This is a genomic window from Streptomyces sp. CB01249, from assembly GCF_001905735.1.
In the GTDB taxonomy this organism is placed as follows: domain Bacteria; phylum Actinomycetota; class Actinomycetes; order Streptomycetales; family Streptomycetaceae; genus Streptomyces.
Map to the genome: position 1 here is coordinate 845,987 of NZ_LISW01000002.1, position 16,061 is coordinate 862,047.

General features: G+C 72.1%; 14 protein-coding genes. 5 read left to right on the top strand and 9 right to left on the bottom strand.

The window, feature by feature from the left end:
• Positions 1-38 precede the first annotated feature (38 nt).
• Positions 39-1,442, bottom strand: a complete 1,404-nt coding sequence (locus AMK18_RS12340; protein WP_073862810.1) for a class II fumarate hydratase — start codon at positions 1,440-1,442, stop codon at positions 39-41.
• Positions 1,443-1,556: 114 nt separating this feature from the next.
• On the opposite strand from AMK18_RS12340, the gene AMK18_RS12345 reads away from it, so the two are divergent.
• On the top strand, positions 1,557-3,080 hold the full coding sequence (locus AMK18_RS12345; protein ID WP_073862811.1) for a ricin-type beta-trefoil lectin domain protein: 1,524 nt from the start codon (positions 1,557-1,559) through the stop codon (positions 3,078-3,080).
• 60 nt (positions 3,081-3,140) lie between these two features.
• Here AMK18_RS12345 and AMK18_RS12350 read toward each other — a convergent pair whose 3' ends face one another.
• Both AMK18_RS12350 and AMK18_RS12355 read right to left on the bottom strand, forming a co-directional pair.
• Positions 3,141-4,442, bottom strand: a complete 1,302-nt coding sequence (locus AMK18_RS12350) for a M18 family aminopeptidase (RefSeq protein WP_073862812.1) — start codon at positions 4,440-4,442, stop codon at positions 3,141-3,143.
• Positions 4,443-4,866: 424 nt separating this feature from the next.
• The gene (locus AMK18_RS12355; protein WP_073862814.1) at positions 4,867-6,066 is read right to left on the bottom strand and encodes an MFS transporter; all 1,200 of its coding nucleotides are present in this window, start codon (positions 6,064-6,066) and stop codon (positions 4,867-4,869) included.
• A gap of 146 nt (positions 6,067-6,212) precedes the next feature.
• Here AMK18_RS12355 and AMK18_RS12360 point away from each other — a divergent pair, with 146 nt between their 5' ends.
• Entirely contained in the window at positions 6,213-7,229 is a 1,017-nt protein-coding gene (locus AMK18_RS12360; RefSeq protein WP_073862816.1) for a LuxR C-terminal-related transcriptional regulator, read from the top strand.
• A gap of 200 nt (positions 7,230-7,429) precedes the next feature.
• Here AMK18_RS12360 and AMK18_RS12365 read toward each other — a convergent pair whose 3' ends face one another.
• The gene (locus AMK18_RS12365) at positions 7,430-9,097 is read right to left on the bottom strand and encodes a fumarate hydratase (protein WP_073862817.1); all 1,668 of its coding nucleotides are present in this window, start codon (positions 9,095-9,097) and stop codon (positions 7,430-7,432) included.
• A gap of 192 nt (positions 9,098-9,289) precedes the next feature.
• Between AMK18_RS12365 and AMK18_RS12370 the strand changes: the two genes are divergently transcribed.
• Together AMK18_RS12370 and AMK18_RS12375 are read left to right on the top strand one after the other, a co-directional pair.
• Positions 9,290-9,970, top strand: a complete 681-nt coding sequence (locus AMK18_RS12370) for a DUF1707 SHOCT-like domain-containing protein (RefSeq protein ID WP_073862818.1) — start codon at positions 9,290-9,292, stop codon at positions 9,968-9,970.
• Between the two features lie 166 nt (positions 9,971-10,136).
• Positions 10,137-10,481 carry a WhiB family transcriptional regulator gene (locus AMK18_RS12375; protein ID WP_018100914.1) on the top strand — a complete coding sequence of 115 codons (345 nt, stop codon included), beginning with the start codon at positions 10,137-10,139 and terminating at the stop codon, positions 10,479-10,481.
• An 87-nt stretch (positions 10,482-10,568) separates the two neighbouring features.
• Here the strand turns inward: AMK18_RS12375 and glpX are convergent, their stop codons facing one another.
• Positions 10,569-11,600, bottom strand: coding sequence for a class II fructose-bisphosphatase (gene glpX, locus AMK18_RS12380; protein WP_073862819.1), 1,032 nt, complete (start codon positions 11,598-11,600; stop codon positions 10,569-10,571).
• Positions 11,601-11,743: 143 nt separating this feature from the next.
• Between glpX and AMK18_RS12385 the strand changes: the two genes are divergently transcribed.
• Complete coding sequence (locus AMK18_RS12385; RefSeq protein ID WP_018100912.1) at positions 11,744-12,262, top strand: DUF4245 domain-containing protein; 519 nt, start codon at positions 11,744-11,746, stop codon at positions 12,260-12,262.
• Positions 12,263-12,365: 103 nt separating this feature from the next.
• Here the strand turns inward: AMK18_RS12385 and AMK18_RS12390 are convergent, their stop codons facing one another.
• From AMK18_RS12390 to AMK18_RS12405, 4 genes are all read right to left on the bottom strand, one after another.
• Entirely contained in the window at positions 12,366-12,956 is a 591-nt protein-coding gene (locus AMK18_RS12390) for a malonic semialdehyde reductase (RefSeq protein ID WP_018100911.1), read from the bottom strand.
• 156 nt (positions 12,957-13,112) lie between these two features.
• Complete coding sequence (locus AMK18_RS12395) at positions 13,113-13,349, bottom strand: exodeoxyribonuclease VII small subunit (RefSeq protein WP_018100910.1); 237 nt, start codon at positions 13,347-13,349, stop codon at positions 13,113-13,115.
• A gap of 71 nt (positions 13,350-13,420) precedes the next feature.
• The gene (gene xseA, locus AMK18_RS12400; protein WP_073862821.1) at positions 13,421-14,632 is read right to left on the bottom strand and encodes an exodeoxyribonuclease VII large subunit; all 1,212 of its coding nucleotides are present in this window, start codon (positions 14,630-14,632) and stop codon (positions 13,421-13,423) included.
• Positions 14,633-14,679: 47 nt separating this feature from the next.
• Positions 14,680-16,053: an APC family permease gene (locus AMK18_RS12405; protein WP_073862822.1), complete on the bottom strand. Its 1,374-nt coding sequence runs from the start codon at positions 16,051-16,053 to the stop codon at positions 14,680-14,682.
• Positions 16,054-16,061: the final 8 nt, after the last annotated feature.

Consider the following 16,061-nt stretch of genomic DNA (forward strand, 5'->3'; position numbering starts at 1 on the left):
ATCCTACGGAGCGCGCGGCCCCGGCACCGTGGCGCCCGTCACGGGCGGGTCATGCGCAGCACGTCCAAGGCCTCGTCGAGCTGCTGTTCGGTCAGGTCTCCGCGCTCCACGTAGCCGCCTTCGAGGACGACCTCACGGATCGTCCGGCGTTCCGCGAGCGACTTCTTGGCGACCTTGGCCGCTTCCTCGTAGCCGATGTACTTGTTCAGCGGGGTGACGACGGACGGCGAGGACTCGGCGTACTCCCTGGCCCGCTCCGCGTGCGCCGTGATGCCGTCCACCGTGCGGTCCGCGAGCAGCCGGGAGGCGTTGCTGAGCAGCCGCACGGACTCCAGCAGGTTCTTCGCGATGACCGGGAGCATGACGTTCAGCTCGAAGTTCCCGGCGGCCCCCGCGGCGGCGACCGTGGCGTCGTTCCCGGTCACCTGCGCGGCGACCATCAGGACGGCCTCGGGGATGACCGGGTTGACCTTGCCCGGCATGATCGAGGAGCCGGGCTGGAGGTCGGGCAGGGAGATCTCGGCGAGGCCGGTGCGCGGCCCGGACGCCATCCAGCGCAGGTCGTTGCAGATCTTGGTGAGCGAGACACCGAGGGTGCGCAGCTGGCCCGACGTCTCCACCAGGCCGTCCCGGGCGCCCTGCGCCTCGAAGTGGTCGCGGGCCTCGGTGAGCGGCAGGCCGGTGGCGCGGGCCACCTCGGCGATGACGGCGGCGGAGAAGCCGGGCGGGGTGTTGATGCCGGTGCCCACGGCCGTGCCGCCGAGGGGGAGTTCGGCGAGGCGGGGGAGCGAGGCGCGCAGCCGCTCGACGCCGTAACGGATCTGGGCGGCGTAGCCCCCGAACTCCTGGCCGAGGGTGACGGGCGTGGCGTCCATCAGGTGGGTGCGCCCGGACTTCACCACCGTCGCGAACTCCTCCGCCTTGCGCTCCAGGGCGGCGGCGAGGTGGTCCAGGGCGGGGATCAGGTCGGCGGTGACCGCGGCGGTGGCGGCGATGTGGATCGAGGAGGGGAACACGTCGTTGGAGGACTGCGAGGCGTTGACGTGGTCGTTGGGGTGGACCGCGCGGCCCAGGCGCTCGGTGGCGAGGGTGGCCAGGACCTCGTTGGTGTTCATGTTCGAGGAGGTGCCCGAGCCGGTCTGGAAGACGTCGACCGGGAACTCCGCGTCCCAGCGCCCCTCGACGACCTCGCCGGCCGCCTCCTGGATCGCCTCGGCAATGTCCGGGTCGAGGACCTTCAGCTCGGCGTTCACCTTCGCGGCGGCGGCCTTGATGCGGGCCAGGGCCTCGATGTGGGCCCGCTCCAGGCGCTGGCCGGAGACCGGGAAGTTCTCCACGGCCCGCTGCGTCTGGGCCCGCCACTTCGCGTCGGCGGGCACCCTGACCTCGCCCATCGAGTCGTGCTCGACGCGGTAGCCCTCGGCCGTTCCCTGATCCGTCATCGTTCAACCTCCTTGAAGCCGCCCAAAAAGATGAGCACTTGTCTTGTTCGATGTATTCCCAAGCCGCCTACCGACCAGTAAATACCGGGGGTAACCACAACCCGGGGAGGCGCAATGAGGCGCACCAGGCACAGACTCCGCTGTACCGTCGCGGCCGCCGCGGCCATCGCGGCGGCGTTCGGCGGGATGACCGCGGCCGCCGGACCGGCGGTCGCGCAGCCCGGTACCACCAGTACCGCATCCACCCCCCTGTCGCCCGAACTGGAGGCCATCCGCGCCGCGGAGGCCACCCGGCTGTACGGCGACCCGGCCGAGCGCCCGCTCGCCGAGCGCAAGACGGGGCTCATCTCGCTCGGCGACAGCGAGATCTCCGGCGAGGGCGTCGGCACGTACGAGGCGGGCACCAACGGCCCCGACAACTGGTGCCACCGCTCGCCCGACTCCGCCATCCACCGCACGGGCATCCCGGCCGACGTCACGTACAACGTCTCGTGCTCCGGCGCGTACACCGGAAACATCGTCATCGGCGGCTCCAAGCAGTACGCCGACGAGCTGGTGCAGAGCGACAACCTGGCCATCAAGGCGCGCAACACCCGCATCAAGATGATCGTGCTGGTCGCGGGCGCCAACGACGACCTCCAGTTCGGGCCCGTCATGACGGACTGCGTGGAGCGCTGGGTCCTCATCCAGGGCCCGTGCCAGTCGAAGTACGAGGGCGGCTGGCAGGCCCGCGTGGACGGGCTGGTCCCCAAGGTCGAGAAGACCGTGCGCGACCTGCGCACCGTGATGACCGGCGCCGGTTACGCGGACAGCGACTACAAGCTCGTCGTCATGGGCTACCCGAGCCCCATCGGCCCGGACTTCTACGACAACCCGAACTTCCCCGGGAAGCTTCCCGGCGGCTGCGCGGGATACGACTCCGACGCCGCCTGGGGCCGCAACACCGCCGTTCCCGCGTTCGAGCGCGGCATGCGCAAGGCGGCGGCCGACACCGGCGCGGTCTACCTCGACAACTCGCGGCTCTTCCACGGCCACGAGGTGTGCAGCGAGTCCACCTGGGCGCGCGGCCTCTACATCGACCTGTCGCACTTCCCGCCGGACTCCAACTCGGTGCGCCAGTCCTTCCACCCGAACGCGGCCGGGCACGGCGCCTTCGCCTCCTGCCTGACGCAGATCTACAACTCCGGCCTGCGCGAGGCGAGCTGCGCCGACCCGGCGAGCACCGGGCAGCCCGTCCTCCAGCCGGTCGCCTGGGACGACGTCTTCAAGCCGCTGCGCGGCGAGGCGACCTCCAGCTGCCTGGACGCCCCCGCATCCGTCACCCGCAACAACACCGGGGTCACCGGCTGGGAGTGCCACGGCGGACGCAACCAGGGCTGGTGGTACGACTCCGGCACGCAGACCCTGCGCACCGAACTGAGCCACGACCGTTGCCTCGACGTCCCCGGCGCCGACTACAAGGCAGGCGCCTCGCTCATCCTCTACAACTGCTCGGGCGCCGCCAACCAGCGCTTCGTGAGCCAGTCGGGCACCCTGCGCCCGGCCGCGTCCACGGGCCTGTGCGCGACCCTGGCGGGGGCCCACGACCCGCTGAGGCTGCAACCCTGCGACGGCACCGCGAAGCAGCGCTTCGCATAACCCGCCGCTGACGCGGGTACGGGGAAGGACCGGCGTGGCCCTTCCCCGTATCCGTGCCCCTTATCCGGCTGTCACGAACGCCGTCAGGATCGACGCCAGATGACCCGGGTCCCGCGCCCCGCACAGCTCACGGGCCGAGTGCATCGAGAGCCCCGGCACCCCCACGTCGACCGTCGGCACCCCGAGCCGGGCCGCCGTGAGCGGGCCGATCGACGTGCCGCACGGCATCGCGTTGTTCGAGACGAACGGCTGCCACGGCGCGCCCGACCGCTCGCAGGCCGACGCGAACAGCGCGATCCCGGTCGAGTCGGTGGCGTACCGCTGGTTGACGTTGACCTTGACCGTCGGGCCGCAGTTGGGCAGCGGCTGGTGGCCCGGGTCGTGGCGCTCCGCGTAGTTCGGGTGCACCGCGTGCGCCATGTCGGCGGACACGCAGTACGCCCCGGCCAGCGCCCGCGACCAGTCCTCGCCGCTGCCGCCCCGGGCCGACACCGAACGGCTCAGCACCCGCTCCAGCATCGGGCTCTGCGCCCCCGTGTCCGAGCCGCTGCCGACCTCCTCGTGGTCGAAGGCGGCGAGCACCGGGATGTACGCCGGAGGTTCGGCGGCCGTCGCCGCGGCGGTCAGCGCGGTCACCCCGGCGTGCACCGACACCAGGTTGTCCAGCCGCGACGACACCAGGAACTCCCGCTCCGCGCCCAGATAGCCGGGCGGCTGCACGTCGTGCAGCATCAGGTCCCAGCCCAGCACCTCGCCCGGCTCCGCCTCGGCCGCCGCCGCGACCCGGCGCAGCAGCGCGCCCTCGTCGGCCGCGCCGAGCGACCAGATGGGGGCGATGTGGCGCTGCCGGTCCAGGGCGAGCCCGTCGTTGACCGTGCGGTCCAGGTGGATCGCCAGCTGCGGCACCCTCAGCAGCGGCTCGTCGATCTGCACCAGCCGGGACTCGGTCCCGCCGCCCGGCGCGCGCAGCGCGAGCCGCCCGGAGATGCCGAGATCGCGGTCGAGCCAGGTGTTGAGCGGCACCCCGCCGTAGATCTCCACCGCGACCTGCCGCCAGCCCGCCGAACTCGTGTCGGGCGTCGGCTTGATCCGCAGGTTCGGCGAGTCGGTGTGCGTGCCGATGATCCGGAACGGGGCGTGGGCGGGCAGCGACTCGGGCACGTACCAGGCGATCAGCGCGCCCCCGTTGACGACGAAGGCGCCGCCCGTGGTGCCCGTCCAGTCATCGGTTCCGCGCAGTTCGCGGAAGCCCGCCTTCTCCAGCCGCTGGGCCGCACTCGCCACGGCGTGGTACGGGGAGGGGCTGGCGGAGATGAAGGTGAGCAGGTCGTCGGCATGGCTGCGGTGGGGGACCGGCGTCATGCGGTGTCCGCCTTTCCGGAGTGGGACGTGAGGGTGGCGCTGCCGCCCGGGATTCGGACGGGGTCGGCAGGGGCGAGGGCGGCGGCGGGCCCGTGGGGGCGGCCCGCGTCCGTCGGTGGCACCGGGCCGGCCGCCCGGCGGTGCGGAGTTCTCCGGCAACGCCGGACAACCCACCGCATTCGTGTGGCGCCCGCAAGCCCGGCGGGCGGCCCGGTGCGCGAAAGCTGCGGTGCGCTGCGGGGCGCCGCGGAGGCCGGACGGGCGCCCGGGGCCCCGCTCCGGTCCGTGCCGGGTCCCCGCGGATCCGGCCGGGGCCGTGGCGCGGCCGTCGCGGCGGTCGCGCGAGATTGGCTGATTCCCGATGTACGTGTAAAGGGCCCGAATCCGGCCGGGCGCCGCCGTTCCATCACGCCCGTTGCGCCCGTCACGGCGCCGACGCGGCCGCCCGCGCCCGTCGCGTTCCCGCCGCGCGCACCAGGAACACCACCGCCATGGCGAGGGCCGCGCCGTGCGACCAGCCGACGACCGCGAGCGGGCTGAAGTGCTCCAGGGCCGCCGCCACGGCGATCATCCCGGCCCCGAAGCCCAGGTTCTCCACCGTCGCGGACAGCCCGAAGGCGTGCGCCCGGGGCCCGGCCGGCAGGGTCTGGAGGTGCGAGGTGTACGAGACCTCGGTCAGGCCGTCCGCCGCCCCCGCCACCAGCGCGATCACGGCCGTGGCCGCCGCCGGGAACCCGGCGAACGCCAGGATGAACGCCGCCGACATCACGCAGGTGCCGTAGCCGAAGCCCGCCGCGCCCACGGACCGGCCGGTGCGGCGCCCGTACCGCTGGATCACCTGCTGCGCCACGATGTTGCCGACCGCCCACAGGCACCAGAACGCGCTGACGAACAGCGCGGGGTGCGCGTCGTCCAGCGCGGCGGAGTGCACGGGCAGCGCCGCGTTGTGCGACGAGGAGCCGAGCGCGTCCACCCCGCGCAGCCCGACCATCAGCCCGAGCCCCGGCACCGCGGCCAGCGCGGCGAACGCGACGGGCTTCCGGCGCCGGGGCCGTTCCCCCTCCGGCTCCTCCGCAACCGCCTTGCCCCGACCGCCGCCCGCGACCGGCAGCAGCGCCACCGTCAGCGCGCAGACGGCGAAGGTGCACAGGTCCACCACGAACGCGGCGGTGTACCCCACCAGCGACACGACCACACCCGCTGAGGCGAAGCCCGCCACCATCGCCAGCGAACGCCCGGTCACCGACAAGGAGTTCGCCCAGGACCGCCGCTCCTCGCCCACCATCTCCGGCACGGAGCTGCGCAGCGCCACCATGAACAGCGTCCCGCAGGCCCCCACGACCACGGAGACGGCGAACAGCGCGGGCGTGCGCCAGCCGTCCGGCGCGAAGATCAGCGGGACCATCACGGCGCCCTGCGCGACATTCGTCCAGAGCATCACGCTCTTCGCCGTGCAGCGCGCGAGCAGCCCGCCCGCGAGCAGCCCGGCGAGAAATCCCGCGCCCAGCCGCAGGGCCATGAACAGCCCCATCGCCAGCGCCCGCCCCGTCGTCTCGTAGACGAAGAGATTGAGCGCCACCATATTGAGGAACGTGCCGTACGAAGAGACCGCGTACCCGGCCACCAGAAAACGGAAGGAGCGCTCACCGCGCGGTGGTACGGGCGGTTCGCCGACGGGAGCGGGGCTGCTGGAGGACACCCTGTCATCGTGGGCCAGAGCCCGGAACCGGGGCCCGTTCCCCCGTATGCACAAAGGTAATCTGCACCCTTGTGAAGGACGATCAATCCCGCCCACCGGTGTGTGATTGCCGCGAATCGGCGCCGGACGGCACCGGCCGCCCGGGAGACCCGCCGCAGCAGCCGTGCGCGAGTGCCCTCGCCACGTACCGGCGCGCGCTGGTCGCGGGCAGCCTGCCCCGCGAGGAGGTGGCCGGCTGTCTGACCGCCCTTCACCTGATGGTCCCGGACCGCGCGTCACCCGGCTCGATGGTCCCCGTACCGCCGGAGACCGCCTCCTACGCCGCGCTCGCGCCGCTGGAGGAGGCCGTGCTCGAACGGCGCCGCGCCCTGCGGGCCACCCGCGCCACCCTCGCCGCCTTCGAGACCCTGTACGCCGATGTGCACCGGCTCGAACAGCCCGCGCTCACCCGGCTCTCCGGGGAAGCCGTCATCAGCAGGGCCCTGGAGGCCGGGGTGGCCGGCTGCCGCGAGGAGATCCGCACCGCGCAGCCCGGCGGCGGCCGCCCCGAAGAGGCGCTCCGGGAGGCGCTCGTCCGCGATCTGGGGAACCTGCGGCGCGGCATCCGCCAGCGGACCGTCTACCAGCACACCGTCCGCTCGGACCGGGCCACCCTCGCCTACATCGAGCAGGTGAGCGCGGCCGGGGCCGAGATCAGGACGCTCGCCGAGGTGACGGACCGGGTCATCGTCGTGGACCTCGACCTCGCGTTCGTCCCGTTCTCCGACGCACCGCACGAGGCGCTGTGCGTACGCCACCCGGCGCTGGTGCGCTTCCTGGCCCGCGACTTCGACGAGGCATGGGCGCGCGCTGTGCCCGTACGGCCGGAACGGGCGCCGTTGCGCACCCCGGTCGTCACCTCCGACCTGCAACGGGCCATCCTGCAAGCCGTGGTGAACGGCGAGACGGACGCCGCGATAGCCCGCCGGATCGGGATGAGCAGGCGCAGCGTCGCCGAGCACATGCGCAAGGTCTCCGAGCAGCTGGGCAGCACCAGCCGCGCCCAGCTCGGCTATCTCGTCGCCACCTCGGGGCTGCTCGACGGCTGACCGCCGCCGGAAGGGCGCGCCCCTCCGGCGGCGCGGGGCTAGGGCCTTTCGTTTGGATCATGCTGGGCTCGCGGGGCGTAGCACGCACGTCTGCGGCGTTGTCGTCGGTTGCCAACGCTCCGCGTTGTCGCCCTCCTCCGCCTTGCAGCCGCACGCACCACGCCCCGCTCCCTGATCCAGCCTGATCCAAACGAAAGGCCCTAACCCAGGCCCGGGCCGCGCACCGGGATGCTGGTGAACGTGGGCGCCGGGGCGGGCTCGGTGAAGAAGTCGTTGCCCTTGTCGTCCACGACGACGAACGCGGGGAAGTCCTCCACCTCGATGCGCCAGACCGCCTCCATGCCCAGCTCCTCGTACTCGACGACCTCGACCTTCTTGATGCAGTCCTGCGCGAGCCGGGCCGCCGGGCCGCCGATCGAGCCGAGGTAGAAGCCGCCGTGCTCGCCGCACGCGTCGGTGACCTGCTGGGAGCGGTTGCCCTTCGCCAGCATCACCTTGGAGCCGCCCGCCGCCTGGAACTGCGCGACGTAGCTGTCCATGCGGCCGGCCGTGGTCGGGCCGAAGGAACCGGAGGCGTACCCCTCGGGGGTCTTCGCCGGACCCGCGTAGTACACCGGGTGGTCCTTCAGGTACTGCGGCATCTCCTCGCCCGCGTCCAGGCGCTCCTTGATCTTGGCGTGCGCGATGTCGCGCGCCACGACCAGCGGACCGGTCAGCGAGAGCCGGGTCTTGACCGGGTACTTGGTCAGCTCCGCGAGGATCTCGTCCATCGGCCGGTTCAGGTCGATGCGGACGACGTCGCCCTCGGTGTCGAGGTGCTCGTCGGTGGTGTCCGGCAGGAAGCGGGCCGGGTCCTTCTCCAGCTGCTCCAGGAAGACGCCCTCGGCGGTGATCTTCGCGGTGGCCTGGCGGTCCGCCGAGCAGGAGACGGCGATGGCGACGGGCAGCGAGGCGCCGTGCCGGGGCAGGCGCACCACGCGGACGTCGTGGCAGAAGTACTTGCCGCCGAACTGCGCGCCGATGCCGATCTTCTGCGTCAGCTCGAAGACCTTCTCCTCCAGCTCCTTGTCACGGAAGCCGTGCCCGGTGGGGGAGCCCTCGGCGGGCAGCTCGTCCAGGTAGTGCGCGGAGGCGTACTTCGCGGTCTTCAGCGCGAACTCGGCGGACGTACCGCCGACGACGATCGCCAGGTGGTACGGCGGGCAGGCCGCGGTGCCCAGCGAACGGATCTTCTGCTCCAGGAACTTCATCATGGACGCCTCGTTGAGGACGGCCTTCGTCTCCTGGAAGAGGAACGACTTGTTGGCCGAGCCGCCGCCCTTGGCCATGAAGAGGAACTTGTACGCGCCGCCGTCGGTGGCGTACAGCTCGATCTGCGCGGGGAGGTTGGAGCCGGTGTTCTTCTCCTCCCACATGTTCAGCGGGGCCATCTGCGAGTAGCGCAGGTTGAGCTTGGTGTACGCGTCGAAGATGCCGCGCGACAGGGCCTCCTCGTCACCGCCCTCGGTCAGCACGTTCTGCCCGCGCTTGCCCATGACGATCGCGGTCCCGGTGTCCTGGCACATCGGCAGGACGCCCGCGGCGGCGATGTTCGCGTTCTTCAGCAGGTCGAGCGCGACGAACTTGTCGTTGGACGAGGCCTCCGGGTCGTCCACGATCCGCCGCAGCTGCGCCAGGTGCGCGGGCCGCAGGTAGTGCGAGATGTCGTGCATGGCCTCGGCGGCGAGGGTGCGCAGCGCCTCCGGCTCGACCTTGAGGAACGTACGCCCGTCGGCCTCGAAGGTGGACACACCCTCGGCGGTGACCAGACGGTACGGCGTGGTGTCCTCTCCCAGGGGGAGCAGATCGGAGTACGCAAACTCTGGCATTACGGCCATTCCTCACTCGGCAGACAGCGGCTGGCCACCCTTGGACAGCGCACCCACCAGGGTAGGACGCACCGGGAGCGGCGGGCTTGTGAGGTAGGGCTCACCAGCCGGGGCGGCATCGGGCCCGCCGTGCCGCCCCGCCGTGCCGCCCCACCCCTGTCGCGATCTATCGCGTTTCGGTACGCTGGGGCGGTGGACCTCGAGAAGCAGCCCCAGCAGCCCACCGCACCGGCGGACACCGACGCCATCCGTGCCTCCGACGCGGACCGCGACCGGATCGCGGACATCCTGCGCGAGGCGCTGGCCGAGGGCCGGCTGACCCCCGAGGAGCACGCGGAGCGGGTCGACTCCGTCTACCGCGCCAAGACCGTCGGCGAGCTCGAACCGCTCGTACGGGACCTGCCCGCGCCGGGCGGCGCGCCCAGGGCCAGCGCCGGCACGCCGTACGGGTACGGCCCCGAGCCGGCCGCCGGTCCCGCCGACAACCTGGTGGCGATCTTCAGCAGCTCGACCCGCAGGGGCCGCTGGCGGGTGGGTGCCCGCACGAACGCGTTCTCGCTGTTCGGCAGTGTGGAAATCGACCTGACGGAGGCGCTTTTCGGACAGCGTCTCACCGTCATCAACGCGACCTCCGTCTTCGGCAGCGTCGAGATCCGGGTCCCTGAGAACATCTCGATGCGCGGCAGCGGAACGGGCATTTTCGGCAGTTTCGAAGTCCGCACGCTGGAATCCGCCGACCCCGAGGCGCCCGTGGTCGTCGTCAACGGATATTCGGTGTTCGGCAGCGTCGAGGCGAAGCCGAAACGCGGCAAGTTCATCGCGGATCTCCAGGACCGGCTGCGTAAGCACCTCGATAAGCATCTCGACCGCTGAGGCGTCCGGCGGGGCACGTCGGCGGGGGATTCTTTCCGGCCGAAAGGGCACTCGACCGCAATTGCGTGAAGCGGACTTGAGTACCACTCAGTGCATAGGCGCGCGCACAGCGGGTAGGGACTGCTGCATCGCCTCTCGCTCGCGAAGCCGTCGTCAGGAGTGGACCGTGCTGCAACTGCCGCATCAGCCCCTGCAGGTCGCCGCCGTTCCCCCGCAGCGGGTCCCCGCTCGGGAGGACCAGGCAGGCCCCTGGCATTCGGAGGCGGTGTGCCGCCGGGACGAGGCCGGGCTGTTCTTCGCCCCGTCGAAGGAGCCGACTGCCGCCCGCCTCTCGCGCGAGGACTCCGCGAAGCGGGTCTGCGCGCGCTGTCCCGTGATGGTGGAGTGCCGCGAGCACGCCCTGATGCAGCCCGAGCCGTACGGGGTGTGGGGCGGCCTCACGGCCGCCGAGCGCCGCGTGGCGCTGGCCCGGCGCCGGCGGCGGGACGTGGAGCTGAAGGCCGCGGGCTGAGCTGGCGGCCGCACTCCCGTATCCGTACGTACGAAGAGGCGCCCCCACCGCACATGGGGGGCGCCTCTTCGGGCGGGTGCGCGGGTGCTACTTCGCGCGGTCGAAGTCGATGGCGCTGTACGCCCGCAGCTTCGACAGCCGGTGGGTGGAGTTGATCGTCCGGATGGTGCCGGACTTGGACCGCATGACGATGGACTCCGTGGTCGCCGTCTCCGAGCGGTAGCGCACCCCGCGCATCAGCTCGCCGTCGGTGATCCCGGTCGCCACGAAGAACACGTTGTCCCCGCTGACCAGGTCGTCCGTGGACAGCACGCGGTCCAGGTCGTGCCCGGCGTCCAGGGCGCGCCGCCGCTCGGCCTCGTCCTTCGGCCAGAGCTTGCCCTGGATGACACCGCCGAGGCACTTTATGGCGCAGGCCGAGATGATGCCCTCGGGCGTGCCGCCGATGCCCATGAGCAGGTCCACGCCGGTGCCCTCGCGGGCGGCCATGATCGAGCCGGCCACGTCGCCGTCGGAGATGAACTTGATGCGGGCGCCGGTCTCCCGGATCTCCTTGACGATGCCGTCGTGGCGCGGGCGGTCCAGGACGACGACGGTGACGTCCTCGGGGGTGGAGTTCTTCGCCCGGGCGACGCGGCGGATGTTCGCCGAGACCGGGGCGTTGATGTCCACGAAGTCGGCCGCCTCCGGGCCGGTGACCAGCTTGTCCATGTAGAAGACGGCGGACGGGTCGAACATCGCGCCCCGGTCCGCGGCGGCCAGGACGGCGATCGCGTTCGGCATGCCCTTGGCGTTGAGGGTCGTGCCGTCGATCGGGTCGACGGCGATGTCCACCTCGGGCCCGGTGCCGTCGCCGACGTGCTCGCCGTTGAACAGCATGGGCGCCTCGTCCTTCTCGCCCTCACCGATGACGACGACGCCGTTCATGGAGACGGTGGAGACCAGGGTCCGCATGGCGTTCACGGCGGCGCCGTCGGCCCCGATCTTGTCCCCGCGGCCGACCCAGCGCCCGGCGGCCATGGCGGCGGCCTCGGTGACCCGGACCAGCTCGAGGGCGAGGTTGCGGTCGGGGGCCTCCGGGGAGACCTCCAGCTGGGACGGCAGATGATGCTCGGACATCGGAGCGCACCTTTCTGTACGGCGACGACCGGATGAGGGTGATCTGACTCTATCGCCAGGCCGATAAAATGAGCAGACCGGGTCACGTTTGAGCGGGGTGGCCCCCGGTTCGGCCGCACGGAGGCTGATGCGACCATGGGGGCGTGGCAAGCAAGCAAGGCAAGCAGACCGTCCGGGACATGATCCTGTCGCTGTTGGCGATCGCCGCCGTGGCGGGTGTCGTCTACATCTTCATCCCGCACGACGACAAGGCCGACCCGGTCAAGGCGGTCGACTACCGCGTCGAGCTCCTGACCGCGCGGCGCGCCGCCCCGTACCCGGTGGCGGCCCCCGACGGCCTGCCCGCGGGCTGGAAGCCCACCTCGGTCACGTACGAACGGGACAAGGGCAACAGCTGGCACCTGGGTTTCCTCGACCCGGAAGGCAAGTACGTCGCGGTGGAGCAGTCCACGGCCCCGGCGAACGCCTACATCACCCAGGTGAGCCAGGAGGCCAAGGACACCGGCCGTACCCAGGAGGTCGCCGGGCAGACCTGGCAGCGCTGGGAGGGCCCGAAGTACGACGCGCTGGTGCGCGAGGAGAAGGGCGCCACGACCGTGGTGACCGGCTCGGCCCCGGCGGAGCGGCTGGCGGAGATGGCGGCGGCGCTCAAGACGTCCTGACCGCCGTACGGCGTACGTGAAACGGGGAAGGCCCCGGAGCGAGTGCTCCGGGGCCTTCCCCGTGTTCGCCGTTCGGAACGGCGGTGGCTCGGACGGCCGTGACTCAGACGGTCTTGACGACCTCGTCGAACGCCAGGCGCGGCGAGCGCGGGAACCAGGCGTCCTCGCCCGGCTTGCCGATGTTGACGACCATCAGGACGTTGTGGTCGCCGTCCAGGAACTCCTTCTCGATGCCCGCGGCGTCGTAGCCGGTCATCGGGCCGGCGGCCAGGCCGGCGGCGCGGACGCCGATGATGAAGTACGCGGCCTGCAGGGCGGCGTTCAGCGAGGCGGCGGACTCGCGGACCGGGCGCTCCGAGAAGAACAGGTCCTTGGCCTGCGGGAAGTGCGGCAGCAGGGCCGGCAGCTCCTCGTGGAACTCGTTGTCCGCGGCCAGGATCGCGACCAGCGGAGCGGTCGAGGTCTTGGGCTGGTTGCCCTCGGCCATGTGCTGCACGAGGCGCGCGCGGGCGTCCTCGGAGCGCACCAGGACGACGCGCAGCGGCGACTGGTTGAAGGCGGTCGGGCCGTACTTGACCAGGTCGTAGATGGCCTGGACCTGCTCGTCCGTCACCGGCTCGTCGGTGAACGTGTTGGCGGTGCGGGCCTCGCGGAAGAGGAGGTCCTGGGCGGCGGGGTCAAGAACGAGGGACATCGTGCGTATTACCTTCCGGACGTACACGGGGGGATCGGGCCACGGACACGGGGGAACCGGCCACGACGATCACGGTACGGCGGAAGTGCGTTAACGTTCAACTAAATGGGAAGTGGGGAGACTCACTCCGGAAAGCCGGAATAACCGGGGGAGCCGCTACGCCTCGTCCTCCGCCGGGCCCGCGAGCGCGGCGTCGAGCCGGGCACGGGCGCCCTCCAGCCAGTGCCGGCACACCTTCGCCAGCTCCTCGCCGCGCTCCCAGAGCGCGAGGGAGTCCTCCAGCGAGGTCCCGCCCGCCTCCAGGCGGCGCACCACCTCGATCAGCTCGTCGCGCGCCTGCTCGTAGCCCAGCGGGCTCGTCGCTGCGGCGGCCGCCGTCCCGTCGTCCGTCATGTCTTCCACCCTATGCGTCGTCCTGTGTCCGGCCTCTGCGCCGATCCCTGCCCCCGGGGTACCCGGGGCCCCTACTCCGCGACCCGCACCGTGAACTCGCCCCCCGACACCCGGGCCCGCAGCGGTTCCCCGGCCGCGCCCGCGTCCGCGGGCTCCCGCACCACGTGTCCGTCGGCGCGCTGGAGCACCGCGTAACCGCGCTCCAGGGTCGCGGCGGGCGACAGCGCGAGCACCCGGGCCCTGGTGTGGGACAGCTCCGAATCGGCCCGGTCCAGCAGATGGCCCAGCACCCGGCGGGCGCGCCCGGCCAGCGCGTCGACGTCCGCCTCGCGCTCGTCCACCATCCGCTGCGGGTGCTCCATGCAGGGCCGCCCCAGCGCGTGGGCCAGGCCCCGCTCCTCCCGGTCGAGCAGCCCCTGGACCGTCCGCAGGGCCCGGTCCCGCAGCTGCCGCACCCGGTCCAGCTCCTCGCCCACGTCGGGCACGACCTTCTTCGCCGCGTCCGTGGGCGTCGAGGCCCGTACGTCCGCGACGAGGTCCAGCAGCGGGGAGTCCGGCTCGTGCCCGATCGCCGAGACCACCGGCGTACGGCACGCCGCGACCGTACGGATCAGCTCCTCGTCCGAGAACGGCAGCAGGTCCTCCACGCTGCCGCCGCCGCGCGCCACCACGATCACGTCCACGTCCGGGATGCCGTCCAGCTCCTTGACCGCCCGCACCACCTGGTTGACCGCGTGCACCCCCTGCACGGCGGTGTTGCGGACCTCGAAGCGGACGGCGGGCCAGCGGCGGCGGGCGTTCTCCAGGACATCCCGCTCGGCCGCCGACGCCCGGCCGCAGACCAGGCCGATCAGCTGCGGCAGGAAGGGCAGCGGCTTCTTCCGGTCCAGGGCGAAAAGACCCTCGGAGGCCAGGGACTTCTTCAGCTGTTCGAGGCGCACCAGCAGCTCGCCGATGCCCACCGGCCGTATCTCCGTCGCCCGCAGCGACAGCTGACCCCGGGGCGCGTACCACTCCGGCTTGGCGAGGACGACGACCCGCGCGCCCTCCGAGACGACGTCGGCGATCCGGTCGAAGACCTGCCGGAAGCACGTCACGCTCACCGAGATGTCGTGCGACGGGTCGCGCAGCGTCAGGAACACCACCCCGGCACCGGGCCGCCGGGACAGCTGCGTGATCTGGCCCTCGACCCAGACCGCACCGAGCCGGTCGATCCAGCCGCCGATCAGCCGCGACACGTCACCGACGGGCAGCGGCGCTTCCGGGGAAGTGTTCAGAGCCATGCGAGCGAGCGTAACGGCCGGGGCCGACAACAGGGCCCGTCACAGCCTTACGTGGCCACGCCCCGCCGCCCCCGCTGCACCAGGACCACCACCAGACCCACGAACAGCCAGCAGGCGCCCACCACCTGCGCGCTCCCCGTCGCCTCCACGATCACCGCGATCAGCACCCCGGCCCCCACCACCGGCACCACCAGATGACGCCACCAGCTCGGCTCGCCCTCCCGCCGCCGCACCACGAACCAGCCGACCACCGACGCGTGCAGCAGCACGAACGCCGTCAGCGCGCCGATGTCCACCACCGAGACCAGATGGTCGAGCCCGTCGTCGCGCCGCGCCGCCCACACCGCCGCCACCAGCGTCACGACGGCCGCGAGCAGGATCGCCACCCGGGGCACCCCCGAGCGCGGATCGACCTTCGACAGCAGCCCCGGCAGCCGCCGCTCCCGGGCCATCGCGAACAGCAGCCGCCCCGCCGCCGCCTGCCCCGCCAGCGCCGCGAACGCCGCCCCGATCGCCTTGCTGACGGCCACCAGATCGTGCAGCCAGGTCCCCACCGCGGCGTCCACCGTGTCGTAGAACGCCGAGCCCTGCGCCCCCGGATCGGCGGTCAGCTCCGCCGAGGTCATCGGCTCCAGCAGGGCCGCCAGATACGCCTGCGCCACGAACAGCGTCCCCGCGAGCACCAGGCAGAACAGCACCGCCCGCGCCACCTGCGCCGACCCGCCCGTCACCTCCTCCGCGAACGAGGCGATGGCGTCGAACCCGAGATACGAGAGCACCGCCACGGACACCGCGCCCAGCACCGCCGTCATGGAGAACCCGGAATCCCCGGTCAGCGGCGACAGCCAGCCGCGCTGCGCCCCGTCCCGTACGAGCACCACCACGGCGGACACCACGAACACCAGCAGCACCACGATCTCCATCGCCAGCACCGCGAAACCGACCCGGGCGGCGGCCCGCACGCCCCACAGGTTGAGCAGCGTCGTCAGGACCACCGCGAGCGCCGTCCACACCCACCGCGAGACCTCCGGGACCAGCGAGTTCATCGCGATCCCGGAGAAGAGGTACGCCACCGCCGGGATCAGCAGGTAGTCCAGCATCGCCATCCACCCGGCGATGAACCCCGGCCCCTCGCCGAGCCCCTTGCGGGCGTACGCGAACACCGACCCGGCCATCGGGGCGACCCGCACCATCTGCGCGTAACTGAACGCGGTGAACGCCATCACGACGGTCGCGGCGACGTACACCAGCGCGACCGCCCCGTCCGACTTCGCGTCCAGCGTCCCGAACACGCCGACGGGGGCCATCGGGGCGATGAAGAGCAGCCCGTAGACCACCAGGTCCCGGAAGCCGAGGGTCCGCCGCAGCCGGGCCTGCTCCGTGGAGCCGCCGCTGCCGGATTCCGTACCGCTGTCGGCCATGAGCCCTC